The 23,992-nt window shown below is 64.0% G+C and carries 28 protein-coding genes and 1 tRNA gene; 18 read left to right on the top strand and 11 right to left on the bottom strand.

The window, feature by feature from the left end:
- Positions 1 to 198: 198 nt before the first annotated feature.
- A complete protein-coding gene (locus tag HV681_RS28175) occupies positions 199 to 375 on the bottom strand; it encodes a hypothetical protein (RefSeq protein ID WP_370633070.1) in 177 nt (58 codons plus the stop codon).
- Here HV681_RS28175 and HV681_RS12825 point away from each other — a divergent pair.
- Genes HV681_RS12825 through HV681_RS12815 form a run of 3 tightly spaced genes read left to right on the top strand, consistent with a single transcriptional unit; the run spans position 295 to position 4,034 of the window.
- Positions 295 to 1,431 (top strand): DesA family fatty acid desaturase, encoded by a 1,137-nt coding sequence (locus tag HV681_RS12825; RefSeq protein ID WP_370633069.1) that lies wholly within the window; start codon positions 295 to 297, stop codon positions 1,429 to 1,431. The two genes, HV681_RS28175 and HV681_RS12825, sit on opposite strands and share 81 nt — an antisense overlap.
- Positions 1,428 to 3,722 carry a UvrD-helicase domain-containing protein gene (locus tag HV681_RS12820; RefSeq protein ID WP_175123435.1) on the top strand — a complete coding sequence of 765 codons (2,295 nt, stop codon included), beginning with the start codon at positions 1,428 to 1,430 and terminating at the stop codon, positions 3,720 to 3,722. Before HV681_RS12825 ends, HV681_RS12820 begins: the two co-directional genes overlap by 4 nt.
- A 6-nt stretch (positions 3,723 to 3,728) precedes the next feature.
- Complete coding sequence (locus HV681_RS12815; RefSeq protein WP_175123434.1) at positions 3,729 to 4,034, top strand: chorismate mutase; 306 nt, start codon at positions 3,729 to 3,731, stop codon at positions 4,032 to 4,034.
- 91 nt (positions 4,035 to 4,125) lie between these two features.
- Here HV681_RS12815 and HV681_RS12810 read toward each other — a convergent pair whose 3' ends face one another.
- The 5 genes from HV681_RS12810 to dapC form a co-directional block, all read right to left on the bottom strand.
- Positions 4,126 to 6,060, bottom strand: a complete 1,935-nt coding sequence (locus tag HV681_RS12810; protein ID WP_175123433.1) for an ABC-F family ATP-binding cassette domain-containing protein — start codon at positions 6,058 to 6,060, stop codon at positions 4,126 to 4,128.
- On the bottom strand, positions 6,057 to 6,962 hold the full coding sequence (prmB, locus tag HV681_RS12805; protein ID WP_175123432.1) for a 50S ribosomal protein L3 N(5)-glutamine methyltransferase: 906 nt from the start codon (positions 6,960 to 6,962) through the stop codon (positions 6,057 to 6,059). Before prmB ends, HV681_RS12810 begins: the two co-directional genes overlap by 4 nt.
- A gap of 96 nt (positions 6,963 to 7,058) precedes the next feature.
- Positions 7,059 to 8,198, bottom strand: coding sequence for a succinyl-diaminopimelate desuccinylase (dapE, locus tag HV681_RS12800; protein WP_175123431.1), 1,140 nt, complete (start codon positions 8,196 to 8,198; stop codon positions 7,059 to 7,061).
- Positions 8,198 to 9,019: a 2,3,4,5-tetrahydropyridine-2,6-dicarboxylate N-succinyltransferase gene (gene dapD, locus HV681_RS12795; protein WP_175123430.1), complete on the bottom strand. Its 822-nt coding sequence runs from the start codon at positions 9,017 to 9,019 to the stop codon at positions 8,198 to 8,200. Before dapD ends, dapE begins: the two co-directional genes overlap by 1 nt.
- A 24-nt stretch (positions 9,020 to 9,043) precedes the next feature.
- Positions 9,044 to 10,240: a succinyldiaminopimelate transaminase gene (gene dapC / locus HV681_RS12790; RefSeq protein ID WP_175123429.1), complete on the bottom strand. Its 1,197-nt coding sequence runs from the start codon at positions 10,238 to 10,240 to the stop codon at positions 9,044 to 9,046.
- A gap of 47 nt (positions 10,241 to 10,287) precedes the next feature.
- Here dapC and HV681_RS12785 point away from each other — a divergent pair.
- Together HV681_RS12785 and HV681_RS12780 are read left to right on the top strand one after the other, a co-directional pair.
- Positions 10,288 to 10,374 (top strand) — tRNA-Leu (locus tag HV681_RS12785).
- Positions 10,375 to 10,646: 272 nt separating this feature from the next.
- On the top strand, positions 10,647 to 11,972 hold the full coding sequence (locus tag HV681_RS12780; protein ID WP_246282937.1) for a diguanylate phosphodiesterase: 1,326 nt from the start codon (positions 10,647 to 10,649) through the stop codon (positions 11,970 to 11,972).
- Between the two features lie 20 nt (positions 11,973 to 11,992).
- On the opposite strand, the gene HV681_RS12775 is transcribed toward HV681_RS12780, so the two are convergent.
- The gene (locus HV681_RS12775; RefSeq protein ID WP_175123428.1) at positions 11,993 to 12,274 is read right to left on the bottom strand and encodes a hypothetical protein; all 282 of its coding nucleotides are present in this window, start codon (positions 12,272 to 12,274) and stop codon (positions 11,993 to 11,995) included.
- Between the two features lie 262 nt (positions 12,275 to 12,536).
- Between HV681_RS12775 and aqpZ the strand changes: the two genes are divergently transcribed.
- From aqpZ to HV681_RS12760, 3 genes are all read left to right on the top strand, one after another.
- Positions 12,537 to 13,250, top strand: a complete 714-nt coding sequence (aqpZ, locus tag HV681_RS12770) for an aquaporin Z (RefSeq protein WP_175123427.1) — start codon at positions 12,537 to 12,539, stop codon at positions 13,248 to 13,250.
- A gap of 136 nt (positions 13,251 to 13,386) precedes the next feature.
- The gene (gene kdsA / locus HV681_RS12765; RefSeq protein ID WP_175123426.1) at positions 13,387 to 14,244 is read left to right on the top strand and encodes a 3-deoxy-8-phosphooctulonate synthase; all 858 of its coding nucleotides are present in this window, start codon (positions 13,387 to 13,389) and stop codon (positions 14,242 to 14,244) included.
- A gap of 68 nt (positions 14,245 to 14,312) precedes the next feature.
- Positions 14,313 to 14,621 (top strand): DUF3892 domain-containing protein, encoded by a 309-nt coding sequence (locus HV681_RS12760; RefSeq protein ID WP_175123425.1) that lies wholly within the window; start codon positions 14,313 to 14,315, stop codon positions 14,619 to 14,621.
- A 14-nt stretch (positions 14,622 to 14,635) separates the two neighbouring features.
- Here the strand turns inward: HV681_RS12760 and HV681_RS12755 are convergent, their stop codons facing one another.
- Positions 14,636 to 15,121 carry a GNAT family N-acetyltransferase gene (locus HV681_RS12755; RefSeq protein ID WP_175123424.1) on the bottom strand — a complete coding sequence of 162 codons (486 nt, stop codon included), beginning with the start codon at positions 15,119 to 15,121 and terminating at the stop codon, positions 14,636 to 14,638.
- Between the two features lie 161 nt (positions 15,122 to 15,282).
- Between HV681_RS12755 and HV681_RS12750 the strand changes: the two genes are divergently transcribed.
- On the top strand, positions 15,283 to 16,932 hold the full coding sequence (locus HV681_RS12750; RefSeq protein ID WP_175123423.1) for a PqiB family protein: 1,650 nt from the start codon (positions 15,283 to 15,285) through the stop codon (positions 16,930 to 16,932).
- 196 nt (positions 16,933 to 17,128) lie between these two features.
- Positions 17,129 to 17,386, top strand: a complete 258-nt coding sequence (locus tag HV681_RS12745) for a hypothetical protein (protein WP_175123422.1) — start codon at positions 17,129 to 17,131, stop codon at positions 17,384 to 17,386.
- Between the two features lie 10 nt (positions 17,387 to 17,396).
- Here the strand turns inward: HV681_RS12745 and HV681_RS12740 are convergent, their stop codons facing one another.
- Complete coding sequence (locus tag HV681_RS12740; protein ID WP_175123421.1) at positions 17,397 to 17,705, bottom strand: hypothetical protein; 309 nt, start codon at positions 17,703 to 17,705, stop codon at positions 17,397 to 17,399.
- A gap of 157 nt (positions 17,706 to 17,862) precedes the next feature.
- Here HV681_RS12740 and HV681_RS12735 point away from each other — a divergent pair, with 157 nt between their 5' ends.
- On the top strand, positions 17,863 to 18,261 hold the full coding sequence (locus HV681_RS12735) for a RidA family protein (RefSeq protein WP_175123420.1): 399 nt from the start codon (positions 17,863 to 17,865) through the stop codon (positions 18,259 to 18,261).
- A gap of 33 nt (positions 18,262 to 18,294) precedes the next feature.
- Here HV681_RS12735 and HV681_RS12730 read toward each other — a convergent pair whose 3' ends face one another.
- Positions 18,295 to 19,209, bottom strand: coding sequence for a LysR family transcriptional regulator (locus tag HV681_RS12730; RefSeq protein ID WP_175123419.1), 915 nt, complete (start codon positions 19,207 to 19,209; stop codon positions 18,295 to 18,297).
- Between the two features lie 121 nt (positions 19,210 to 19,330).
- Between HV681_RS12730 and HV681_RS12725 the strand changes: the two genes are divergently transcribed.
- From HV681_RS12725 to HV681_RS12715, 3 genes are all read left to right on the top strand, one after another.
- Positions 19,331 to 20,488 (top strand): DSD1 family PLP-dependent enzyme, encoded by a 1,158-nt coding sequence (locus HV681_RS12725; protein WP_175123418.1) that lies wholly within the window; start codon positions 19,331 to 19,333, stop codon positions 20,486 to 20,488.
- A gap of 25 nt (positions 20,489 to 20,513) precedes the next feature.
- The gene (locus HV681_RS12720; RefSeq protein ID WP_175123417.1) at positions 20,514 to 20,900 is read left to right on the top strand and encodes a RidA family protein; all 387 of its coding nucleotides are present in this window, start codon (positions 20,514 to 20,516) and stop codon (positions 20,898 to 20,900) included.
- A gap of 95 nt (positions 20,901 to 20,995) precedes the next feature.
- Positions 20,996 to 21,301 carry a hypothetical protein gene (locus HV681_RS12715; RefSeq protein WP_175123416.1) on the top strand — a complete coding sequence of 102 codons (306 nt, stop codon included), beginning with the start codon at positions 20,996 to 20,998 and terminating at the stop codon, positions 21,299 to 21,301.
- Positions 21,302 to 21,326: 25 nt separating this feature from the next.
- Here HV681_RS12715 and HV681_RS12710 read toward each other — a convergent pair whose 3' ends face one another.
- Positions 21,327 to 21,626 (bottom strand): DUF2513 domain-containing protein, encoded by a 300-nt coding sequence (locus HV681_RS12710; RefSeq protein WP_175123415.1) that lies wholly within the window; start codon positions 21,624 to 21,626, stop codon positions 21,327 to 21,329.
- Positions 21,627 to 21,749: 123 nt separating this feature from the next.
- On the opposite strand from HV681_RS12710, the gene HV681_RS12705 reads away from it, so the two are divergent.
- The 4 genes from HV681_RS12705 (at position 21,750) to HV681_RS12690 (ending at position 23,836) form a co-directional block, all read left to right on the top strand.
- Positions 21,750 to 22,148 carry a hypothetical protein gene (locus HV681_RS12705; protein ID WP_175123414.1) on the top strand — a complete coding sequence of 133 codons (399 nt, stop codon included), beginning with the start codon at positions 21,750 to 21,752 and terminating at the stop codon, positions 22,146 to 22,148.
- Positions 22,149 to 22,241: 93 nt separating this feature from the next.
- Positions 22,242 to 22,562 carry a hypothetical protein gene (locus HV681_RS12700; RefSeq protein ID WP_175123413.1) on the top strand — a complete coding sequence of 107 codons (321 nt, stop codon included), beginning with the start codon at positions 22,242 to 22,244 and terminating at the stop codon, positions 22,560 to 22,562.
- A gap of 371 nt (positions 22,563 to 22,933) precedes the next feature.
- Positions 22,934 to 23,137 carry a cold-shock protein gene (locus HV681_RS12695; protein WP_006220190.1) on the top strand — a complete coding sequence of 68 codons (204 nt, stop codon included), beginning with the start codon at positions 22,934 to 22,936 and terminating at the stop codon, positions 23,135 to 23,137.
- A gap of 135 nt (positions 23,138 to 23,272) precedes the next feature.
- Positions 23,273 to 23,836, top strand: coding sequence for a DUF924 family protein (locus tag HV681_RS12690; protein ID WP_175123412.1), 564 nt, complete (start codon positions 23,273 to 23,275; stop codon positions 23,834 to 23,836).
- Positions 23,837 to 23,992 lie beyond the last annotated feature (156 nt).

Raw genomic sequence — 23,992 nt, 5'->3', positions numbered from 1 at the left:
GACTGCGAATTTCAGGCCGTCCCCCTCTGGGCAAAGCCGCCGCAACTGCACAAGTAAAGCCTCTGCGCGCGCTCAAACCGCTCGCAGGGCGGCTTTTTGGCTCAAAACCGCGCCTTAGTCCTTGATTTCTCTCAATAACTATTTTGAAACTAGATTGTCATCAGACGGCTAAGGTACGCTAAACTTTCAGCCACCTTCTCATGCGAGGCTCATAACAGCTTTATGGATTACATCCTCTCCTTCATTGCCGGCGGCCTGACCCAAGCGACTTGGTGGCAGATCGTCGTTTTCACTTTGGTCGTGACGCACATCACGATTGTTGCGGTCACGGTTTTTCTCCATCGCAGCCAAGCGCACCGCGGTCTGGATCTCCATCCGGCTGTCATGCACTTCTTCCGCTTCTGGCTCTGGATGACGACTGGTATGGTCACCAAGGAATGGGTGGCTATTCACCGCAAGCATCACGCCAAATGCGAAAAGGAAGGTGACCCGCACTCGCCCATGCTGTTCGGCATCTGGAAGGTTCTGTTCCGCGGCGCCGAGCTGTACCGCGAAGAATCGAACAACAAGGAAACCATGGCCAAGTTCGGCCACGGCACGCCTGACGACTGGCTCGAGCGCAACGTCTACAGCAAGCACAGCCTGTGGGGCGTGCTGACCATGCTCGCCATCGACGTCGCCCTGTTCGGCGCGATCGGCGTCACGGTCTGGGCTGTCCAGATGGCCTGGATTCCCTTCTGGGCCGCCGGCGTCGTCAACGGCATCGGCCACTTCTGGGGCTACCGCAACTACAACAGCCCGGACACCAGCACCAACGTGTTCCCGTGGGGCATCGTGATCGGCGGCGAAGAGCTGCACAACAACCACCACGCCCACGGCACGTCGGCCAAGTTTTCGGCCAAGTGGTACGAGTTCGACATCGGCTGGTGCTACATCAACATCCTGAAGTTCTTTGGCCTGGCCAAGATCAAGAAGGTTGCGCCCAAGCTCAAGCTGGACGACTCCCGCACGGGCATCGACCTGCGCACGCTGCAAGGCGTGATCACGCACCGCTACGAAGTCATGGCCCGCTATGCGGACGTGATCAAGAGCGCCGCCCGTGAAGAACTCGCCAAGCTGAAGGCTTCGCGCCAGGAAGGCAACGCCGAATGCGGCTACACCAAGCTGCACAGCGTGCGTCGCGCCATCCATCGCAACGAAGATATCCTGCAGCCCGAGCAACTGGCTGCCGTGGACAAGGCCATCGCCCAGAACAAGTCGCTGTCGACGCTGGTGCAGATGCGCCGCGAACTCGGCCGCATCTGGGAAAGCTCCAGCGCCAGCAGCGAACAGCTTCTTCACGACCTGCAGGCCTGGTGCCAGCGCGCCCAGCAAAGCGGCATCGCTGGGCTTGAGCAGTTCGCTCAACATCTGCGCCGCTACGCGGCATGATGCTAGAGAAGCTAAATCCTGAACAACGCGCCGCAGTAACGTTAGAACCGCAGCACGCCCTGGTCTTGGCCGGGGCGGGCAGCGGGAAGACCCGGGTGCTCACCACCCGCATGGCCTGGCTGATTCAAACCGGCCAGGCTTCGCCTTTTGGGCTGCTGGCGGTCACGTTCACCAACAAGGCCGCCCGCGAGATGCTGGCGCGGATGTCGGCGATCCTGCCGATCGATACGCGCGGCCTGTGGATCGGCACGTTCCACGGCTTGTGCAACCGCATGCTGCGGGCGCATCATCGCGACGCCGGCCTGCCTCAGAGTTTTCAGATCCTCGACGTCACGGACCAGCTTGCGGCCATCAAGCGCCTCATGAAGGCCAACGGCGTCGACGACGAAAAGTACCCGCCCCGCGACGTGCAGCGCTTCATCAACGGCGCCAAGGAAGAGGGGCTGCGTCCGCCGGACGTCGAAGCCTATGACGCCCATCGCCGCCGCCTGATCGAGATCTACCAGCTTTACGAAGCCCAGTGCCAGCGTGAAGGCGTGGTCGACTTCGCCGAATTGCTGCTGCGCGCCTACGAGCTGCTGTCGCGCAACGCGCCCGTGCGCGAACACTATCAACGCCGTTTCCGGCACATCCTGGTCGACGAGTTCCAGGACACCAACACGCTGCAGTACAAGTGGCTGCGCCTGTTGGCTGGCGGCGGCGCGGCCATTTTTGCCGTGGGCGACGACGACCAGTCCATCTACGCGTTCCGCGGCGCGAACGTCGGCAACATGGCCGACTTCGAGCGCGACTACGCGCATGGCACCGTCATCCGCCTGGAGCAGAACTACCGGTCCTACGGTCACATCCTGGATTCGGCCAACGCGCTCATCGGTCACAACTCGGGCCGCCTGGGCAAGAATCTCTGGACCGATCAAGGCGAAGGCGAGCCGGTGCGCGTCATCGAACAGCCGTCCGATGGCATGGAAGCGCAGTGGATCGTGGACGAAATCCGTTCGCTCATCCACGAAGGCAGCGACCGCCGCGAAATCGCTGTGCTGTATCGCAGCAACGCGCAGTCGCGCGTCATCGAACACGCCATCTTTTCCGCCGGCATTCCGTACAAGGTCTACGGCGGCCTGCGCTTCTTCGAACGCCAGGAAATCAAGCACGCGCTCGCTTACCTGCGCCTGATGGCCAATCCGCACGACGACACCTCGTGGATGCGGGTGGTCAACTTCCCGACGCGCGGCATCGGGGCGCGCACGCTCGAGCAATTGGCCGACGCCGCCCGGCAGCATGACACCAGCCTGTATGGCGCGGTGGCGCTGGTCGGCGGCAAGGGCGGTTCGAATCTGGCGCAGTTTGCGCAACTGATTCATCGCCTGATCGAAGAAACGCGCGAGCTGCCGCTGCCCGAAATGGTCGAGCACATGCTCGAAGCCAGTGGCCTGAATGCGCACTACAAGGCCGAGCGCGAAGGCGCCGAGCGGCTGGAGAACCTGAACGAACTGATCACGGCCGCGGCCGTGTTCGCGTCCGAGGAAAACTACGACGGCATGCCCGCCGGCGTGGTGCCCGACCACGACACGTCGTCGACGCTCATGCCGGGCGTGGTGGACGCGCCGGCGGTAGCGGGCGACAACCTGACGCCGCTGGCCGCGTTCCTGTCGCATGCGGCGCTTGAGGCCGGAGACAACCAGGCCCAGCAAGGCCAGGACGCCGTCCAGCTCATGACGGTGCATGCCGCCAAAGGCCTGGAGTTCGACGCCGTGTTCATCACCGGTCTGGAGGAAGGGCTGTTTCCGCACGAGAACAGCATTCTCGAGCCCGCCGGCCTGGAAGAAGAACGCCGCCTGATGTACGTGGCGATCACCCGCGCGCGTCAGCGCCTGTACATCAGCCTGGCGCAAAGCCGGATGCTGCATGGCCAGACGCGCTATGCGATGCGCTCGCGCTTCCTGGACGAAATTCCCGAGCAGCATCTGAAGTGGCTGACGCCCAAGGCTGGACTGGCGCCGATCAGCGCCACGGGCGCGGGCTGGGGTGGCGGCAACCGGGGCGATGCCTTCGGCCGCAAGCCAACCAACACCATTGCGCCGCGTCAACCCCGTGGCGTCGCAACCGGCGTCACGGTGGGCGACAAGCAGTATCGTGTGGGGCAGGGCGTCCGTCACGCGCGTTTCGGCGACGGCACCATCATCGGTCTGAGCGGCGCGGGTCAGGACGCACAGGCGGAAATCCACTTCCGCGACGTAGGCGCCAAAACGTTGGCGCTGGGCATCGCCAAGCTCGACATTGTTCAGGGTTGACTACATATGGCTACCAACGATTCCCCCAAAGCCGAGCTGGCGGCCCTGCGCGCCGAAGTCGACGAGATCGATCAACAGATCATGTTGCTGCTTGGCGTGCGATTCCGTTGCACCGACATGATCGGCGAACTCAAGACCAACCACGGCATGGACCTGGTCGATCCCAAGCGCGAAGCCCAGCAGGTCGAACGCATCCGCCGTTTGGCGCTGGAAGCGGGCGTTCCGCCCGATCTGGCTGAAACCATCCTGCGCGAAGTCATCGACACGGTAATCGACAACCATACCCGCTTGCGAGAGCGTCCGTACTCGTAACCGCAGGCGCGCGCCAGCGCTTCCAACGCAAGCGCGCAGCACGCTCAAACCCAAAGAAATCGGCCCCGGATTGGGGCCGATTTCATTTGGATCAGGCTTCGCTCTGGTCTATCTCTTCCAGCGAGCCTTGCAGCTCAAGCCACTGCTCTTCCAGTTCCCCCATCCGCTTGCCGTGCTCGCCATGTTCCGCCATGACCTTCTGGCGTTCGGTGCGACGCGCGTCGGAATACAGGTCCGGATCGGCGATCACCGCATCCAGGGCGGCCAATTTGCCGCGCAGCTTTTCCATCTCGGTTTCGACCTTGGCCAGCTTGGACTCCAGCGGCTTGCGCAGTGCAGACAGGCGTTGCCGCTGTTCGGCCTCGGCGCGACGTTGCGCCTTGCGATCCACGACAGGCTCGCCGCTGCTTTCAGCGTTTTCACGCGCCTCGGCCCGCTCGTCCGCGTTGCGCGCGGCCAGCCAGTCGCGGTAGTCCTCAAGGTCGCCGTCGAACTCGCGCACCGCACCGTCCGCCACGATCCAGAAGCTGTCCACCGTAGTCCGCAACAGATGCCGGTCGTGCGACACCAGCAGCATGCTGCCGCCGAAGTCCGCCAGCGCGGTGGCGAGGGCCTCGCGCGTCTCCACGTCCAAGTGGTTGCTGGGTTCGTCCAGCAGCAGCAGGTTGGGCTTTTGCCAGACGATCAGCGACAGCGCCAGCCGCGCCTTTTCGCCGCCCGACATCGGGCCGACCTTGCTGGTGACCGTATCGCCCGAAAACCCGAACCCGCCAAGATAATTGCGCAGCTCCTGCTCGCGCGCCTCGGGCGCTAGGCGGGCCAGGTGCGCGATCGGCGTGCTGTCCACGTCCAGCATGTCCAGCTGGTGCTGGTGGAAATACCCGATAGCCAGGCCACGCGAGGCGCGGCGCTCGCCCGCCTGCACGGGGATCTCTTCGGCCAGGGTCTTGATCAGCGTGCTCTTGCCGGCCCCATTGGCGCCCAACACGCCCACGCGGCTGCCGGCGCGCACCATCAGCGTCACGTCGCGCAGGATGGGCACCGCGTTGCCTTCGGCGTCCGTGTAGCCCGCGGACAGGTGTTCCAGCGTCATCAGCGGATCGGGCACCTGTTCGGGTGACGGAATGCGGATGTCGATGCCCGCTTCGGCCTGCAGCGGCGCCAGCACCTGCATGCGCGCCAGCGCCTTCACGCGGCTCTGCGCCTGCTTGGCCTTGGAGGCCTTGGCCTTGAAGCGGTCGATGAAGCCTTGCAGCCGGGCCGTCTCGCGCGTCTGGCGCTCATAGGCAATGTTGGATTGACGCAGGCGCTCGGCGCGTTGCGTCAGGAAGTCGCCATAACCGCCGCGATACCGCGTCAGCTTGGCATGGTCGAAATGCAGAATGGACCGCGCGACGGCATCCAGGAATTCGGTGTCATGGGAGATCAGCATGACGGTGCCTTCGTAGGCGCCGAGCCACTTCTCCAGCCACAACATGGCGTCCAGGTCCAAGTGGTTGGTGGGCTCGTCCAGCAGCAGCAATTCGGACGGAGCCATCAGCGCGCGGGCCAGCGCTAGACGCATGCGCCAGCCGCCGGAAAAGCTCTCGACGGGCTGCGTCCATTCGGCAGGCTTGAAGCCCAGGCCGGCCAGCAGTTGCTCGGCGCGCGAGGCGGCGCTCCATGCGCCGGCTTCCACCAGCGCGGCTTCCACTTCCGCGATCTGCGTGCCCTGGTCGTCGGACAGCGTCGCGCGCTGCGCCTGCAACGCGCGCAGGTGCGTGTCGCCGTCGATGACGAACTCGCGGGCAGGGCGGTCGTCGGCGTGAAGTTCCTGCTCCACGCTGGCGATGCGCCAGCCGGCGGGAAGCGACAAGGTGCCGGCGTCCAGGTCCAGCGCGCCGGTCAGCAGCGCGAACAGCGAGGACTTGCCTGCGCCGTTCTTGCCTACGATGCCGACCCGTTCACCGGGGTTTACAACGAATTCGGCGCCGTCCAGCAGCACTTTGGTGCCGCGGCGCAAAGTCAGTCCAGAGGCGCGTATCACAGGCTCAGTTGCTCGCGGGTAAGCAGCAGGAGCTGGTCCGAGGCTTCCTCGGTGTCCAGCCAGACGGGCGAAAGCTGCGGGAAGGCGGCCTCGAAGAAATCGCGCTCATGGCCGATTTCCAGCACCAGCACGCCGTTTTCCGACAGGTAGCGTGGCGCGGCGTCCAGGATGCGGCGCACGAGGTCCATGCCGTCGTCGCCGCCGGCCAGCGCCAGTTGCGGTTCGTGCAGATACTCCTGGGGCAGGGCGCGCATCGAACCGCTGTTCACGTAGGGCGGATTGCAGACGATCACGTCGTATTCGCGCGCGGGCAGGTTGTCGAAGAGATTGCTGGCGTGCAGGTCCAGTCGATCGGAAAGGCCGTAGTCGTCGACGTTGCGGCGGGCGACTTCCAGCGCGTCGGCGGAAACATCCACGGCGTCCACGTGCGCGTAGGGAAAGGCCAGCGCCGACAGGATCGCCAGGCAGCCCGAGCCGGTGCACATGTCCAGCACGTTCTCCACCGCCAGCGCATCCTGCACCCACGGCGACAGCCCCTGGTCCAGCAGCTCGGCGATCGGCGAGCGCGGCACGATGACTCGCTTGTCGACGTAGAACCGATGACCGCGAAGCCAGGCTTCGTTGGTCAGGTAGGCGGCGGGCACGCGTTCGGTCACGCGGCGGTCCAGCAGGTCTAGCACGCGCTCGCGCTCTTCGCGCACCACCCGGGCATCCAGGAACGGATCCAGCGTGTCCAGCGGCAGGTGCAGCGCGTGCAGTGTCAGGTAGACCGCCTCGTCCCAGGCATTGTCGCTGCCGTGTCCCAGCGAGACCTGGGCGCCATTCAGGCGCGACACGCCGTAGCGGATCAGGTCGCGCACGGTCTGCAGTTCTTCGCGGGAGGTTGCGTTCGTATCAGGCATTCAATTCACCGCCCCAGGGGGAAAACGGAAAAACGCCCCCGGCAGGGGGGGCTAAAAAGATCGCGCGGCGGGACTTGCATCCCGCCGGCGCGTGCATCATGCGGGCAACAGCAGGTTTTCCAGCGTGCGCCGATAGATGTTCTTGAGCGGTTCCAGCGAGGCGACCTCGATGCGCTCGTTCACCTTGTGGATCGTGGCGTTGCCGGGACCGAACTCGATGACCTGCGGGCAGATCTTGGCGATGAAGCGGCCATCCGACGTGCCGCCCGTGGTCGACAGCTCGGCGGTCACGCCGGTTTCGGCATGGATCGCCTTGACCAGTGCATCCGTCAACGATCCGCGCGGGGTCAGGAACGGCTCGCCGCCCAGTTCCCACTCCAGGTCGTATTCCAGGCCATGCTTGTCCAGCACGGCATGAACCCGCTGCTTCAGGCTTTCCGGCGTGCTGGCGGTCGAGAAGCGGAAGTTGAACAACGCCACGGCCTCGCCCGGCACCACGTTCGTGGCGCCCGTACCGGAGTTCAGATTCGACACCTGGAACGTCGTGGGCGGGAAGTATTCATTGCCCTGGTCCCATTCGATGTTCACGATGTCGGCCAGCGCGGGCGCAAGCTGGTGCACCGGGTTGCGCGCCAGATGCGGGTAGGCCACGTGGCCCTGGATGCCCTTGACCGTGAGCTTGCCCGACAACGAGCCGCGGCGGCCGTTCTTGCAGGTGTCGCCCAGCACGTCGCCCGACGTGGGCTCGCCGACGATGCAGTAATCCAGCTGCTCGCCGCGCGCTTTCAAAGCGTCGCAGACGATGGCGGTGCCATCGATGGACGGGCCTTCCTCGTCGGAGGTGATCAGCAGCGCGATCGAACCGCCATGGTCCGGATGGGCCGCCACGAACTCCTCGGCCGCCACCACAAAGGCGGCGATCGAGCTTTTCATGTCGGCCGCGCCGCGGCCATACAGCCAGCCGTCGCGTTCGGTAGGAACGAATGGATCGCTGTTCCACTTTTCGCGCGGGCCCGGGGGCACCACGTCGGTGTGGCCGGCAAAGACCGTCAGCGGGGCGGCGCTGCCGCGCCGGGCCCACAGATTGGTCACGCCGCCCTGCGCGATGGTCTCGCAGGTGAAGCCGATGCGTTCGAGCCGGGCGGCAAGCGCCGCCTGGCAGTCTTCGTCCGCAGGCGTCACCGAGGGACGGGCGATCAGGTCCTTGACCAGATCCAGTACGGCCGAATTGCTCATCAAGCCCTCAGCAGATCGTTGATGCTGGTCTTGGCGCGGGTCTGCGCATCGACACGCTTGACGATCACGGCGCAGGCCAGGCTATGCGAACCGTCAGCCGACGGCAGCGAACCGGGCACCACGACCGAGCCGGACGGCACGCGGCCGTACGTGATCTTGCCGGTGGCGCGGTCATAGATCTTGGTGCTTTGCGACAGGAACACGCCCATGGCCAGCACCGAGTTCTCTTCGACCACGACGCCTTCCACGACTTCGGAGCGCGCGCCGATGAAGCAGTTGTCTTCGATGATGGTGGGGTTGGCCTGCAGGGGCTCGAGCACGCCGCCGATGCCGACGCCGCCCGACAGGTGGACGTTCTTGCCGATCTGGGCGCACGAACCGACGGTGGCCCACGTGTCGACCATGGTGCCTTCGTCAACGTAGGCGCCGATGTTCACGTACGAGGGCATCAGCACCACGTTGCGACCAATGAACGAGCCGCGGCGGGCGACGGCCGGCGGCACCACGCGGTAGCCGCCTTGCTTGAACGCGTTGTCGCCGAACTCCGAAAACTTGAGCGGCACCTTGTCGTAGAACTGCAGGGGCGCCTGGCCCATGATGGCGTTCTCGTTCAGACGGAACGACAGCAGCACAGCCTTCTTGATCCACTGGTGCACGACCCAGTCGTCATTGATCTTCTCGGCCACGCGCAGGCGGCCCAGATCCAGACCGTCGATGGTGTGCTCGACGGCTTCGCGCACTTCGGCGCTGGCGTCGACGGGCGACAGGTTGGTCCGGTTTTCCCAGGCTTGTTCAATGGTGGTCTGCAGGTCGAGAGTCATATCGGCTCAGCTTTTAAAGGTTGGTCAAACAGAGGTATGTACAAAATGGGCGATGCGCTCGGCCGCCTGCACGCAGTCGGCCAAAGGCGCCACCAGGGCGATGCGGATGCGTCCCTGGCCCGGATTGAAGCCATGGGCCTCGCGTGCCAGGAAACTGCCCGGCAGCACGGTAACACCGGTGCGGCCATAGAGGTCGCGCACGAACGCCGTATCCGAACCGGGCGTTGCCGCCCACAGATAAAACGAAGCTTGCGGCCGTGACACATCCAGCACCTTCTGCAGGATGGGCACGACCGCATCGAATTTTTCGCGGTACTGGCGCCGGTTTTCCTTTACGTGGGTCTCGTCCGTCCACGCGGCAATACTGGCCGCGGACACGATCGGGCTCATCGCACTGCCATGATACGTGCGATACAGCAGAAAACGGCCGATCAGCGCGGCATCGCCGGCCACGAACCCGGAGCGCAGGCCCGGCACGTTGGAGCGCTTGGACAGGCTGGAAAACGCCACCAGATTGCGGTAGTCGTCCCGGCCCAGGCGGCGCGCCGCCTGCAAACCGCCCAGCGGGGGATCGCCTTCGTCCAGGTAGATCTCGGAATAGCACTCGTCCGACGCAATCACGAAGCCGTAGCGGTCGGACAATTCGAACAGGGTTTTCCATTCTTCCAGCGACATCACGTTGCCCGCGGGATTGCCCGGCGAACACACGAACACCAGGCGCGTCTTCTTCCAGATGTCGTCCGGCACCTGGTTCCAGTCGCTGCCGAAATTGCGCACCGGATCGGCGTTGACGAAGTAGGGCGTGGCGCCCGCCAGCAGCGTGGCGCCTTCGTAGATCTGATAGAACGGATTGGGGCAGATCACCACCGAACCCGCCGACGGATCGATCACGGTCTGGGTGAATGCAAACAGCGCCTCGCGCGATCCCAGGGCCGGCAGCACCTGCGTGTCGGCATCAGGCGCCGGAATGCTGTAGCGGCGCGCCAGCCATTCGGAAATCGCGCGGCGCAATGCCGGATCGCCCTTCGTGGAGGGGTAGACCGACAGCCCGGCCATGCTGTCGCGGATGGCTTGCGCGACGCGCTCCGGCGCGGCGTGTTTGGGCTCGCCGATCGACAGGTTGATGGGCGCAATACCGTCCGGTTGCGAGCTGGCGGAGGCTAGCAAAGCCCGCAGTTTTTCGAACGGGTAGGGGTGTAGGGCATCGAGGCGCGGATTCATGACGCAAGATTTTAACAAGCAAGCTACAATAGCGGGCTTGGCCTATTGCGAAGGTGGCGAAATTGGTAGACGCACCAGGTTTAGGTCCTGACGCCGTAACAGGTGTAGGGGTTCGAGTCCCCTCCTTCGCACCACCAAATCCCCCCATGATTTCAATGATTTAGGTTTTTAACCTGTCATTTCCAAAATCATTGGGCCGGTCAGGCCGAACCCGCTTCAGTTCGTGGAAAGTGTCCGGTTGCCCGCCGGTTTCCCTGAGTTTTTCAGGCCGGTTTGTCCAGACCCACTCTGGAATTCCCAGGCCAGAGCGGCACCCAGTGGCGCCATTAAGCCGTGGCCCCATCCACGCAGTCCGTCGGCAGCGATTCATGCGCCGCGTTGACCGCCGATCCATCGACGTGCCGCAGTGACGGCCCGATCGAACAGATTCCCCACAGATCACGCCTGCTCGCTTGAACATTGGCCTTGCCGCGAGCCTTTCCCCGTCCGACCCGTTTGCATAGAGCACGCCATGCTATCGACACTGATATACCGCAGCCGTGCTGTCACTTCGATGAACGCGCAGGATCTGACCGACCTGCTGACGCCCGCCCGAGCTCGCAACGCCGCCCTGCAGGTGACCGGCATATTGCTCTTTGACGGCGTTCATTTCGTCCAGTTGCTGGAAGGCCCCGACGAGGCGGTCAACCTGATATTCGATGCCATCCGGCGCGACGATGCCCACAAGAACGTCGTGCTGCTCATGCAGGATCACGGGCCTACCCGCCGGTTTGGGGGGGATGCGATGGCGCTGCTTGACCTGCGAGCGCTCGATCCCCAACAGGTTTCCGCGCGCATTCTGGCCAAGATGAAAAAGCCGGGGCGCTGGCCGGGCGGTGACGACCGGGTGGTAAAGATTCTTGGCTGGTATGCCGATGCGCATGGCACGGACCATATCGTCGAAGGCGACGACGCGGCCAACTGGCGGTTTGCGGCCAGCGGTGTTCCTTTGGCGCAGGAAGATCCCGCAGCGCCTGCGCGGCCGTATCCCTTTGCGCTGCAACCCATCGTCGATCCCCTGCGGCGCGAGATCACCTCCCTTGAATTCCTGATCCGCGGTCAATCGGGCGGATCGCCGGAACAATTGTTTGCCAGCCTGGATCCCGCGGACCGTTATCGCGTGGATCTGGAATCCAAGGCCTCGGCATTCGAGCTGGCGCGGCGGCTGGGCCTGACCGATGTAAAGCTGTCGGTCAATCTGTTGCCCATGTCACTGATTGAGGATCCGGCCGCGGTCGACCGCCTGGTGGATCAGATTGCGGCGTGCGCGCTGTTGCCACAGCATGTGATCGTCGAAATCACCGAACAGGAAGCGATCGAGCGGCCGCGAGCCTTCAGGGATGCGATCGAACGGCTGCGCCGCGCCGGCATCGGCGTTGCGATCGATGATTTCGGGGCAGGCTATGCGGGCCTGTCGCTGCTGGCCGAGTTTCAGCCGGACAAGCTCAAGATCGACCGCCAGCTCATTCAGAACATTCATCAGGACGGACCGCGCCAGGCAATCGTCTGCGGCATTGCCCGCACGTGCAGCGCAATGGGCATCACGCCTGTCGCCGAAGGCGTGGAGCGGATCGAGGAATGGTGCTGGTTGCAGGCTGCTGGAATCGAGCGGTTCCAGGGCTATCTGTTTGCCAAACCGGCGCTCAATGCCGTTCCTGAAGTGCAGTGGCCTGAACGCGTCCGGCTGGACTGATTCGTCTCAGACAGCGCACTTTACCGCCGAGCCGCTTTGGGCAACGACGCCGTGAACCAGGCCGCTGCGCCAAGCGCCGCCAGGATGACCACCGTGCCCACGGTGGTGGTGAAAGCCGGCACGTACATCATCGCCAGATCCGCCAGCACGATGACGACGAACGCGCCTGCCCAAGCCCACGCGATCCGTTCCGCGGTGCGCCGGAACGCCGGGCGGGCGGCCACGAGCGCGGCGTGGGTGCCGACCCGGTGCTCCAACAGCGCAAAGGTGATGAAGGGAACAAAGGCGAGCAGCAGTTTCACGGTGATCCTCCGGCGAAGGCGTCCCGCTGAAATTAGCATCCGCTGTTTGTTTCCGCCAACGAAATCGCGCCCGCCAACCCAGCCAGCGAATGCAGTCCCATCCGCCATCCGAACGATCCCAAGCGGCGTGCGCCCCGGCTATGTTGTCGAGCAGCGTCACGCCTGACGCGCCGGCGTACAAGAATCGTCAAGATTTTCGATTCTTGAATATTGCCTCGCGCGCTTGCCGATACCTTAGGGCTTTCGTTACTGAGGGATGGACATGTATTCACTACCCAAGCGTTGCGGCGCAGAGTTCTTCGGCACCTTCTGGCTGGTGCTGGGCGGTTGCGGCGCGGCGGTGCTTGCCGCCGGTTTTCCCCAACTGGGCATCGGATTCGCGGGCGTTGCGCTGGCGTTCGGCCTGACCGTCCTGACGATGGTCTTCGCTGTGGGCCATATATCTGGCGGGCACTTCAATCCTGCTGTCACAGTCGGCCTGGTGGCCGGCGGACGCTTCCCCGCCCGAGAAATCCTGCCGTACGTCATCGTTCAGGTCCTGGGCGCCATCGCCGCTGCGGCGGTCCTGGCCTGCATCGCCAACGGCAAGCTGGGTTTCGACCTGAGGGCCAGCCACTTCGCCGCCAATGGCTATGGCGCCTATTCACCGGGCAAGTACACGCTGCTGGCCGCGATGGTGACCGAAGTGGTGCTGACGGCCGGCTTTATCTTCGTGATTCTCGGCGCCACCAGCAGGCGGGCGCCGGCCGGCTTTGCGGCCATTCCCATTGGCTTTGCGCTGACCCTCATTCACCTCATCAGCATCCCGGTCACCAACACGTCGGTGAACCCGGCACGCTCGACCGGACCGGCGCTGTTCGTGGGGGGCTGGGCGTTGGAACAGTTGTGGCTGTTCTGGCTGGCGCCAATCGTCGGCGCGGTCATCGGCGCGGTGGCCTACCGGCTGGTCAGCGACCCGGCGATCGAACGCGCCTGACAGGGCGGAAACGCGGCGCGGGGGATCACTTCAGAGCCGCTGTGAGCTGAAAATGGGGCCGGTCAGATGATGGCTCGAGGAGGCAGGTTGTACATTACGCACTATCACCTGCTTCACCTTTACAGGATCGCCCATCATGACCGCCCCAGAAGTCGTTATCTCCCCCTCGATCGCCTGCGCGAACGACCGGCCCTTCGTGCTGTTCGGCGGCATCAATGTGCTGGAATCCAAGGATCTGGCGCTGCGCGCGTGCGAGGAGTACCAACGCGTCACCCGCAAACTGGGCATTCCCTACGTATTCAAGGCGTCGTTCGACAAGGCCAATCGCTCGTCCATCCATTCGTACCGCGGTCCTGGCCTCGAAGAAGGCATGAAGATCTTCGAAGCCGTGAAAAAGGAATTCGGCGTGCCGGTCATCACCGACGTCCACGAACCGTGGCAGGCGGCGCCGGTGGCCGAAGTTGCCGATATCCTGCAACTGCCGGCCTTTCTGGCGCGCCAGACCGATCTGGTCGTCGCGCTTGCCAAGACGCAGCGCGTGGTCAACATCAAGAAGCCGCAGTTCCTCAGTCCCGCGCAGATGCTGAACATCGTCGAGAAGTTCACCGAGGCCGGCAACGACAAGCTGATTCTGTGTGATCGCGGCACCAGCTTTGGCTACGACAATCTGGTCGTCGACATGCTGGGTTTCGGCGTCATGAAAAAGGTGTCCGGCAACCGCCCGCTGATTTTCGACGTGACCCACGCGCTGCAGCAGCGCTCGTCGCTGGACGCGGCATCCGGCGGTCGTCGTGAACAGGTCGCAGACCTGGCGCGCGCCGGCATGGCGGTCGGGCTGGCGGGCCTTTTCCTGGAAGCCCACCCCGATCCCAAGAACGCGAAATGCGATGGCCCCAGCGCGTTGCCGCTGGACAAGCTCGAGCCCTTCCTGACGCAACTCAAGCAGCTCGACGACCTGGTGAAGTCCTTTGCGCCGATCGACATCGAACCCTGACGCGCTTGCGGTCATCACACGGCCGCCAAGCTGTTATACGATCCAGGCCAAACATTAGGGAGGCCTGGATGTCTTTGTATGTGATCGTCGCCGTGCGCAAAGAGGCCGGAAGTGGCCATATCGCCTACGTGCGTTGGGGGCAGGCCGTGCGCGGCGTTCCCGGCTGGATCTCGGAGCCCACGACGGCCGCAGCCGCCGAAGTCATTGAACTCATCAAGGAAGGCGCCGAGGTCGAGACCGCGATCAGTGTCGACGGCCTCACCGTCGCTTCGCGCGCGGTGCGTGTGCTGGTGGACGCCGGCGGGCGCGAACACCTTGCATCGGTGCCGGTGCCCAGTTCCACCTTGCACACGCTGTTCGACCTGCCGGAGTTCTAACCGGTGCGGCTGCCCTAGCGGCGGCCCTCGGCAAAGTTGACCAACGCGTCGCCGGCCATCCGATAGCGCACCCACTCATCCTGCGGCAGCGCGCCGATGGATTGATAGAAGTCGATGGCGGGCTGATTCCAGTCCAGCACACTCCACTCGAGCCGTCCGCAGCCGTTCGCCACGGCCTCGCGTGCCAGATGGCGCAGCAGGTCGCGTCCCGCGCCGATTCCACGGTGCTCGGGCGTGACGTACAGGTCCTCGAGATAGATTCCGTTTTTTCCGAGCCAGGTGGAGTAGCTGTAGAAATAGACGGCGTAGCCAATGGCCTTGCCGTCCAGCAGGCACATCAACGCCCGGGCGGGGGCGCCTTCGGCAAACAAGGTACGTTCGACGTCGTCGGCGCTGGCGATCACCTCATGCGCAGCGCGTTCATAGACGGCCAGTTCGGTAATGAAGGCATGGATCTGGGCCGCGTCCGACGGTGCGGCAGGACGAATTTCGATATTCACGGATCTTTCCTGTTTGTTGGGATGGCTATCCTACTCGCTATTGGCGCAGCGGGCAGGCCGGAACGTGGGGAATACCCTTGTTGCGCGGCGGACCGCCCGGCGCGACGCTTTATCGGGATTGCACCCAGAGTCCAGACGCGTGCTCACGAAGGATGCCTTCAATGCCCGAGACTGCTCCTGCTGTCGCACACAAGCCGCCGCCCGCCGGCCGCAGACGGCGGTTTTCCTGGATCTGGCTGGTGCCTATTGTTGCGGCGCTGGGCGGCCTGCTGCTGGTGCTGAAAGTCTGGATGGACGCAGGGCCCGAGGCCACGATCAGCTTCCAGACGGCGGAAGGGCTGGAGGCCGGCAAGACACAGGTGCGGTACAAGGAAGTCAACGTCGGCACAGTCCAGCGTGTGGCGCTCAACGAGGACCGGACCGGCGTGATTGCGACGGTGCAGCTCAACAAGGACGCGGCTGGGCTCTTGCAGGAGGGCACCGTGTTCTGGGTGGTGCGGCCGCGCCTGACGCTCAGTGGCGTTTCAGGCCTGAACACGTTGCTGTCCGGCGCCTACATCGGCCTGGATCCCGCCGGCCGTAATGGCGACAGCGATCCGCGCAAGGCGACCAAGTTCGCTTTCGTCGGTCTGGAAATCCCGCCCGAGGTGACGCAGGACAGGCCGGGCAAGCGCTTCACCCTCAAGGGCCAGGACCTCGGTTCGCTGGACATTGGATCGCCCGTCTATTTCCGGCGCATTGCAGTAGGGCAGGTGGTGAGCTATCGCCTCGATGCCACCGGCCAGGGCGTCGATATCCAGGTGTTTGTCGATGCGCCCAACGACGCCTTCGTCAACGAAGGCACGCGTTTCTGGAACGCCAGCGGGGTGGACTTCTCGGTGGACGCAGGCGGGCTGCAAGTGCGGTCTCAATCGTTGGTGTCGGTGATCGTGGGCGGCGTCGCCTTCGACTCGGTCGAGACCCGTTTACACACCGCAGCCAAGCCGGACGCCGCGTTCGTCATCTACCCCTCGGAGACCGCGGCGCGCGCGCAGCCGGACGGCACGCCGCTGCGCATCCGCATGCGGTTCGACCAATCGGTGCGCGGACTGTCCGTGGGCGCGCCCATCGACGCGTTTGGCGCGTCGGTCGGGCAGGTGGATGCCATCGGACTGGAACTCGATCGCACCACGCAGCAGTTCTATGCTCTGGTGGATGCCACCCTCTATCCGGAACGGCTGGGCGCCAAGACGTTTGAAGAAATCAAGGAGTTTTCGGGCTCTACGGTCACGCATCCCAGCGGCAAGCTGATGGCGGCCTTGATCGACCAGGGATTACGGGCGCAGTTGCGCATCGGCAATCTCCTGACAGGCCAGTTGTATGTCGCCTTTGCGGTCTTCCCGGACGCCGAGCCCGTGACGTTCAAGATGGAGGAGGCGCCTTTCATTCCCACGGTGCCGAACAATCTGGACCAGTTGCAGCTGCAGATCAACAGCATCCTGACCAAGCTGGACAGGATTCCCTTTGAAGGTCTGGGCGCTGAACTCAATAACCTGCTGCAGGGCACGTCCAAGCTGGTGAAGCGGCTGGACACACAGCTTGCGCCCGAGGCGACCGCGACGTTGCGCCAGGCAAGCCGGTCGCTCGCCGCCGTCGGTGGGCTGCTCAGCCCCGATGCCGGCCTGCCCGTCAACACGAGCGCATTGCTGCAGGAACTGGCGCGCACGGCGAGGTCGCTACGGGAGTTGGCAGACTACCTGCAGGCTCACCCGGGGTCACTGCTGCGGGGGCGCGCGCCGGATCCGGTGACGAGCCGGTCGACGGCACGGTGATCGGCGTAAGCAGCCTTGCATCGTGTTTCCTGGCCCGCAGGTGTCCAATACCCGCGGACCACCTGCCGCATCAAAGTGTGGGCGGCCACCCTTGGTGTCTGACACCGGTTTGCATCGGGAACGCCACTTGCTGTATGACGCCGGGGCGCCGGTGGGTTGCGGACCGAGCGGCTCCCCGTCAGAGCGGAGACTCAGCATGGACCATAGTGAAATGATGGCGCGCATGATCACGTTGCCGGTGTCGCCGGGCAGATTCGACGGGTGGGACGGCGTGCTTTCAACCCTTGCGGACTGCCTTATGCAGGTGCAGGGTAAGCTCACGGAAGCCGATGTGAAGCGCTTTCTGGACGTGGGCGCGCTGGTGTATCGGACCTGCTGTCAGGACGAGGCGCGCCAGCGCTGGACGGCCGAGGAACTGGCTGCCTATCACCGCAAGGCGCCTGCAGACGCCTGAGGTGCGCGGTTCAAAAAAGGCACTGCCTCAACGCAAAGGTCCTGCCAAACGCGCGGACCTCGTCGCCGTCCACCGATGCCGCCACATCCCAGTGGTCGCCTCGCGTGACAAGAATGGATTGGCTTGAAAAGGCGTGACGAAGCGCAAACTGCCAGAACGCGCCTTCCGACCCTTCGGGCGCCAGATCATGCGGCCCGATCTGCAGCCGGGACGGCCGGGGGGTTGCACCCATCGACCACTTCAGCGCGATCAACAAAAACGCGAAACGCGCGGATGCAGAAGCGGGTTGAATGCACAGGACTCGAATCTTCTCGCTCATGGCCATCACCCTGGCTGAACAGATGAGCCAGCGTAGCAAACGCCGTGCCGCGCATCCATACCGCGTTTGGTCGATTCAGCGCAGCGCTCGTGTGCCGACGCATGCCTGGTTGATAGAATGGCCGGCCGCCCAGCGCCGTCTTGCCCAGGAGATTCTCATGTCCCGAATCGTCGTCAATCCCGATACGGTATTCAATTCCGTGCAGTACGGATTCAGCCAGGCGGTAATCGTGACTGGGCAGCGCCGTATGCTGCTGTCCGGCCAGGTCGGCGTGGACGCCGATGAGAAGACGGTCGGTCCGGGGCTTCAGGTGCAAACCGAGGCCGCGCTGGACAACATCGAGCGCGTGCTGGCGGCGGCCGGCGGCAGCTTGTCGCAGGTCATCATGCTGCGTATCTACATCTGCGATTCGGTCAGCACCGAACAGGAAGTCGTGGCGCAGGCGTTGCGGGACCGCTTCAAGGTCGATCCGCCGGCGTCCTCCTGGATCATCGTCAGCGGGCTGTCGCTGCCGGAATGGTTGATCGAGATCGAAGCGGAAGCGATGCTCGACTGAACAGCGGGTTGCGGCTTTCCATGTGCGCGTCTGCTAGGCTGACGCCTTGTGCCATGGCGGCTGGGCAAAAGCTGCGCGCAGGGACGCCAGAAATCCCGCCGTGCGCGCGGACAACTCCTGCCGTGACTTCACCAACGCCACGACATTCGCGTCGGGCAGATTCCAGCCCGCCATCAACGGCACGAGTTCACCCGTGCGCAGGTGCGCGGTCACGTCCCATTCCGACCGCGCAATGATGCCGTGTCCGGCCCGCGCCCATTCCAACGCCGTCGCGCCGGCATTGCACGACATGACGGGCGCGATGCGCACGGCGACCCCCGCGCCGCGGGCACGCCTGAACCGCCACAGGGTTACGTCCTCGTCGTTTTCGCGCAAGGCGATGCAGTCGTGGTTGCGCAGGTCCTCCGGCGTGGTCGGCGAGCCACGGCGCGCCACGTATGCGGGCGATGCGCACAGGATGCGCCGGTTGGGCGCCAGCGGGTAGGCGACCAGCGTGGAGTCGCGCAATTCTCCGATATGAACCATCACGTCCCAGTTATCCGACGCCAGCCGGGGAGGGCCGTCCGACAATGTCAGACTGGCCGTGACGTCTTCGCTGCGCGACCGGAAATCCGCGACCAATCCGGCGATGTAACGTTGCCCGAAGCCCAGCGGTGCAACCACCCGCAGGTGTCCCGCCACGACGCCGCGGCGTCCCGCAAGTTCGTCGGCCAGCAAGGTCAGGTCATTGCAGATCTGCGCGGCCCGCATGGCCAATAGACGGCCTTCTTCGGTCAGCGCGATGCCTCGGGCCGACCGATTGACCAGCCGTACGCCCAGCCGCTTTTCCAGCGCGTTCAGGCGCTGGGTGATCGCTGGTGGTGTGACGTCCAGCGCGCGCGCTGCTTGCGCAAGCGAGCCGGCGGTCGAAAGGCTCAGGAAAAAGCGCAGGTCGTCAGTGGCAATCATTCAGTTACGGCTTAATGGGACATTAAGTTGCAATTAAACAAGGTAAGCGCCTTCCGCGCCATACTGCGTGCTGATTCCCGCGGGCCCGTCGTGCCTGCCGCTCACTCGCAAAGAGATTGCCATGACCCTCGAAACCGTTGCATTCACGCTGGATGCCCTGGAAACGCCCTGTCTGCTGCTCGATGAAACGCGCATGATGCGCAATATCGCGCGGCTGAACGCCCTGATGGCCGGCCACGGCGTCCGTTTGCGTCCCCATCTGAAAACGCCCAAGTCCATCGAGGTCGCCCGCCGGCTGATGACGACGCCGCAAGGGCCAGCCGCCGTCTCGACCTTGCAGGAGGCCGAACAGTTCGCCGCCGCTGGCGTCACGGATCTGCTGTATGCGGTGGGCGTGTCGCCGTCGAAGCTCGACCGCGTGCTGGCTTTGCGACAGCGCGGCGTCGATCTGACCGTTGTCGTCGACAGCATCGAGGCCGCGCGCGCGGTGTCGGCGCGTGCCAAGGCTGCCGGCGATCCCATCCCGGCGCTCATCGAGATCGATTGCGACGGCCACCGTGCCGGCGTGCAGCCCAAGGACACGGACCAACTGCTGGCAATCGCGCGTGTGTTGCACGAAGACGGGGCGTGCCTGCGCGGTGTAATGACGCACGCGGGCGAATCCTATGGCTGCCGCAGCGTCGAGGCGATTGCGGACATGGCCGAACAGGAACGCTGGGCCGCCGTGAGCTGCGCAGAGGCGATCCGCGGCGCGGGCCTGCCGTGCCCGGTCGTCAGCGTCGGTTCGACGCCCACCGCGCATTTTGCGCGCAATCTGGATGGCGTGACGGAAGTCCGCGCCGGCGTGTACGTCTTCTTCGACTTGGTCATGGCCGGGTTGGGCGTGTGCAGCGTGGACGACATCGCTGCGACGGTGCTGACCACCGTCATCGGCCATCAGCCCGAGAAGGGCTGGATTCTGGTCGACGCGGGATGGATGGCCATGTCGCGGGATCGTGGCACCGCCAAGCAGCCGGTGGACCAGTTGTACGGGCTGGTGTGCGATGTAGACGGCAAGGTCTATCCGGACGTGCTGCTGGCCGAAACCAACCAGGAGCAGGGGATCATCAAGGTGCGCCCTGGCAGCAACGCGGTCCTGCCGGACCTGCCCATCGGCGCCAAACTGCGCATTGTCCCGAATCACGCGTGCGCGACGTGCGCGCAGCACGACGCCTACGAGGTCGTGCGCCCCGGCGAGCCGGGCTTAGTGGCACGCTGGGAACGCTTCCGTGGCTGGTGAGCCGCGCATCAAAATGGATTTCGGCATGGACTTCATTCAAACGCCCGACGCCACGCCGCCGGCCGGGCATTATTCCCAGGCGGTTCGCGCCAACGGCTTCGTCTTCGTATCGGGGCAGCTGGGTTTTTTGCCGCCGGCCGGACCCGGCGTGCGCCCCGTGCTGGCGGCGGACGCGGCTGGCCAGACGAGGGAAGCGCTGCGCAGCGTGCGGGCCATTCTCGAAGCCGCAGGCTCGTCGTTATCGTCCGTGGTCAACGTCACCGTTTACATCCCGGACGTCAGTCTGTGGGATGAGGTCAACGCGGTGTACGAAGCGTGCTTTGGCAGCCACCGCCCCGCGCGCGCCATCGTGCCCACGCGCGAACTCCATTACGGCGCGCTGGTGGAAATCAGTGTCGTGGCGGTGGGCTGACCGAGTTCTGCGGGGCAAGGGCGGACGCGAGCGGCCGGCAAACAGGCGGCGCCTATAATGCGAGCGCCTCAATGCCCTTGGCGGAGACCGTCCACATGCACTACGAGTATCTGTTCTGGTCCATGGCTGCCATGGTGGCCGCCGCACTTGCCGGCGGCGCCTTGTGCGGCCGCCTGCAGTCCGTCAAGCAACTGGTGATCGGCTTGCTGGCGTGGGCGGCGGCAATCTTCGCGGTGGTGCTGCTGCTGGCGCGCCAGGGCGGGTTCGATGAACTGGCGGCGATGCTGTCCATCGCCGCCTTCATGTTCAGTCTGGTGATCGGCGCCGCGGCGGCGCTGCTGACGCGGCGTATCCGGCTACACCGTCAACAACAGCAAATGCCTCAATCGTTGCGCCAATGACGCGCAGAGCGGCCGGCCGGGCCTATCATTCCTCCGGGTCGAAGTCCTCATCCTCTTCGTCGTCCTCATCCTGCTCGAGGGCGTCGTAACCCTTCCAGGTAATCCGCCAGCGCGTCGCACCGGCGTTCGCCGAAGTCTCGCTGACCTGCTTGACCAGGCCAGCGTCTTCCAGCAGGTCCAGGTGATGCGCGATGACCTGCAGGCCTTGCTCTTCGGGATGCGGCGCCAGCGCGGCGTTCTTGATGTCGTGCGTGCTGAGGTTGGGGCCGGGGGCGTCGCGCAGGGCGCCCAGAATCGTGACGACCAAATCGAAATCGCGTTGCATGATGTTCACCATGTAGGGGTAAAAGAACACGCCGACGATAGCAGACTTCGGCTGCAGCAATAGGACTGCGCGCGCGCCTGCGTTACAGTCCGGGGTTCTTGCTAAACCACATTCGAAAACACCATGAAAAAACCCGCAGAACGGGATTGCCTGGCGGTCGTCCCCGGCTACACGGGCCAGTCCGCCAAGCTGTTCCTCTCGCGCGGCGAGGATGAGCGCATCGACGGCGTGACCGTCTACGACCTGCTCGGCCACGTCAAACAGCAGGGCGACGCCGAGGCCGCCGCCGCCTGGGTGGGCGAATGGCTCGCCAAAGAGGCTGACAACCGCAAGGCCCGCCGCACGCAGCTCCAGGCCCAACTTTTCCTGTGCAAGCTGGCCGGTGACGAGAAGACCGCCTTCCTGGCTGCGCAAAAGCCGCTGGCCCGCGTGTTGGCTGAAGCCGGGGTGCGCTGCCGTAGCGTGGCGGCCACGTCCGGGGCCGCCCGCCAGTCTCTGGGCCCCCTGTCCAAGAAACGTTAGCCTAAGGCTGTTATAGTCGCGCCTGGGCGTGCGTGAGCACCTGCATGGTGCAGCGCCCTGGCGGGCTCAGCCCGCAAATCAAGGAAGATGGAAATGGAAATACTCAGTCGGCACGTTGCCGACGTAGCGGGCGGCGTCGAGCTGCACACCACGCTGGATGGCGAAAGCATCAGCGTCTATGTCGTGATGGGCATAGATGATCTCAATGCGATCGCAGACATCGTGCCGCGCGAAAAAGTCGATGCAGGAGCGGACATACACGCCGCCAATGTCGACAATGTTGATAATGCGCAAGAACAGATCGACCAAGTGCTGGAAAATATGAATCCCGGCGACGTGGCGGTTTTCCTTTGCTCGGGTCCCGATGCTTTTGGCGCGGCGCTCGACTTGTTGGGTTTACCTATCGACGAGTAAGCCTGACGGCAAACCATAGTGTCATCCAAACGGCGTATTGCAGGTCGTACGCGCTTTTGATGGCATTTATATAAGCCTTGTTTGTTTTTTTATGATGTATTGGTGTTAACACCAATGCAGGGACTCGTTTACCCTTTAAAAACGTGCGAAATAACTGCGCAGTTTCTCTTTGTTGCATTATTGGCACGTATTTTTTAGGATTATGTTGACTTGTGAGGGGAACATAACGATAGTGTCGGCACACGATCACAAGCGTTGCGATTTTCGATCAGTGCCGTGCCTTTTCCGGCTCAGCGTTATTGTTCTACTGTCCCCTCCTTGATTGATTCGTGACCTCCGGGCATTTGCCCATTATCTCTAGGAAATACAGTATGGAAACCGGCGTCGTTAAGTGGTTCAATTCGGAAAAGGGTTATGGCTTCATCACCCCGGAAGCGGGCGGCAAAGACCTCTTCGCTCACTTCTCCGAAATTCAGGGCTCGGGCTTCAAGTCTCTGGAAGAGAACCAGCGCGTCAGCTTTGTGACGGCCAATGGCCCCAAGGGCCCGCAAGCCACGAAGATTCAAGTCCTGTAAGGATCTGAGTTTTCTCAAGAAGGCCCCTCGCGGGGCCTTTTTTGTTTTCTGCGCGGTATCCTTGACGGCCGATTCTCCTCGCGGCCAACGCTTCGGCGGCGGCAGCGCGTCCAAATCCCCCGAGCCATCGCCGCCATGACCACCATACCGCCAAAGCCGTTCGCCCTGCAACCCGACGATGTAGTCGCATTCTGGCTGGACGCGGGTCCCGCGCAGTGGTTCAGCAAAAGCGCCCAGTTCGATGCGGCCTTTCGAGCGCGCTTCGAAGACGCGCATATGGCGGCCGCTTCCCGCCGGCTCGATGCCTGGCTGGACGAACCCGCCGGCGCGATCGCGTTGATGATCCTGCTGGACCAGTTTCCTCGCAACGCCTACCGCGATACCGGGCATATGTTCGCCACTGACGCGCTGGCGCTGCATTTTGCCGAACGCGCCATCGCGGCGGGCCATGATCTTGCAGTCGACGCCTCGCTGCGCCAGTTTTTCTACATGCCGTTCGAACACGCCGAGAACCTGGCGGCGCAGAATCGGGCCATCGCGTTGATGGAGCCGCTGGGCGCGGAAGCCGTGCGATGGGCCGTCCTGCATCGCGACATCATCAAGCGGTTCGGGCGCTTCCCGCACCGGAATGCGGCATTGGCACGGCAGACGACCCAGGCCGAACGCGAGTTCCTGGAATCGGGTGGTTTCGCAGGGTAGGGCGCGCGGCACGCACAGAGCTTTCAAAACGGCGCAGTGTCCACGTGTATCGGTACGTGGCAAGTTGAAAATGTTGAGCGTGCCGCCCGGGCCGGCTTGCGCTCTTTAGCGGGTGTAGCGGGCTTTTCGGGGCGCGAATCCAGCCCTTTCGGACAT

This window comes from Achromobacter animicus, assembly GCF_902859585.1.
Taxonomy (GTDB): Bacteria; Pseudomonadota; Gammaproteobacteria; order Burkholderiales; family Burkholderiaceae_B; genus Achromobacter; species Achromobacter animicus.
The sequence above is the reverse complement of the archived record's forward strand: the minus strand, read 5'-3'. Positions and strand labels throughout refer to the sequence as shown.

Excerpts from the sequence above, each read along its gene's own strand:
- HV681_RS12820 (WP_175123435.1), top strand. The coding sequence starts at position 1,428 with ATGATGCTAGAGAAGCTAAATCCTGAACAACGCGCCGCAGTAACGTTA.
- HV681_RS12705 (WP_175123414.1), top strand. The coding sequence starts at position 21,750 with ATGAAAAAACCCGCAGAACGGGATTGCCTGGCGGTCGTCCCCGGCTAC.
- aqpZ (WP_175123427.1), top strand. The coding sequence starts at position 12,537 with ATGTATTCACTACCCAAGCGTTGCGGCGCAGAGTTCTTCGGCACCTTC.
- prmB (WP_175123432.1), bottom strand. The coding sequence starts at position 6,962 with ATGCCTGATACGAACGCAACCTCCCGCGAAGAACTGCAGACCGTGCGC.
- HV681_RS12710 (WP_175123415.1), bottom strand. The coding sequence starts at position 21,626 with ATGCAACGCGATTTCGATTTGGTCGTCACGATTCTGGGCGCCCTGCGC.
- HV681_RS12720 (WP_175123417.1), top strand. The coding sequence starts at position 20,514 with ATGGACTTCATTCAAACGCCCGACGCCACGCCGCCGGCCGGGCATTAT.
- HV681_RS12745 (WP_175123422.1), top strand. The coding sequence starts at position 17,129 with ATGGACCATAGTGAAATGATGGCGCGCATGATCACGTTGCCGGTGTCG.
- HV681_RS12700 (WP_175123413.1), top strand. The coding sequence starts at position 22,242 with ATGGAAATACTCAGTCGGCACGTTGCCGACGTAGCGGGCGGCGTCGAG.
- HV681_RS12730 (WP_175123419.1), bottom strand. The coding sequence starts at position 19,209 with ATGATTGCCACTGACGACCTGCGCTTTTTCCTGAGCCTTTCGACCGCC.
- HV681_RS28175 (WP_370633070.1), bottom strand. The coding sequence starts at position 375 with ATGGAGATCCAGACCGCGGTGCGCTTGGCTGCGATGGAGAAAAACCGT.
- HV681_RS12690 (WP_175123412.1), top strand. The coding sequence starts at position 23,273 with ATGACCACCATACCGCCAAAGCCGTTCGCCCTGCAACCCGACGATGTA.
- HV681_RS12695 (WP_006220190.1), top strand. The coding sequence starts at position 22,934 with ATGGAAACCGGCGTCGTTAAGTGGTTCAATTCGGAAAAGGGTTATGGC.
- HV681_RS12715 (WP_175123416.1), top strand. The coding sequence starts at position 20,996 with ATGCACTACGAGTATCTGTTCTGGTCCATGGCTGCCATGGTGGCCGCC.
- HV681_RS12735 (WP_175123420.1), top strand. The coding sequence starts at position 17,863 with ATGTCCCGAATCGTCGTCAATCCCGATACGGTATTCAATTCCGTGCAG.
- HV681_RS12815 (WP_175123434.1), top strand. The coding sequence starts at position 3,729 with ATGGCTACCAACGATTCCCCCAAAGCCGAGCTGGCGGCCCTGCGCGCC.
- HV681_RS12740 (WP_175123421.1), bottom strand. The coding sequence starts at position 17,705 with ATGAGCGAGAAGATTCGAGTCCTGTGCATTCAACCCGCTTCTGCATCC.
- HV681_RS12750 (WP_175123423.1), top strand. The coding sequence starts at position 15,283 with ATGCCCGAGACTGCTCCTGCTGTCGCACACAAGCCGCCGCCCGCCGGC.
- HV681_RS12725 (WP_175123418.1), top strand. The coding sequence starts at position 19,331 with ATGACCCTCGAAACCGTTGCATTCACGCTGGATGCCCTGGAAACGCCC.
- kdsA (WP_175123426.1), top strand. The coding sequence starts at position 13,387 with ATGACCGCCCCAGAAGTCGTTATCTCCCCCTCGATCGCCTGCGCGAAC.
- dapE (WP_175123431.1), bottom strand. The coding sequence starts at position 8,198 with ATGAGCAATTCGGCCGTACTGGATCTGGTCAAGGACCTGATCGCCCGT.
- dapD (WP_175123430.1), bottom strand. The coding sequence starts at position 9,019 with ATGACTCTCGACCTGCAGACCACCATTGAACAAGCCTGGGAAAACCGG.
- dapC (WP_175123429.1), bottom strand. The coding sequence starts at position 10,240 with ATGAATCCGCGCCTCGATGCCCTACACCCCTACCCGTTCGAAAAACTG.
- HV681_RS12760 (WP_175123425.1), top strand. The coding sequence starts at position 14,313 with ATGTCTTTGTATGTGATCGTCGCCGTGCGCAAAGAGGCCGGAAGTGGC.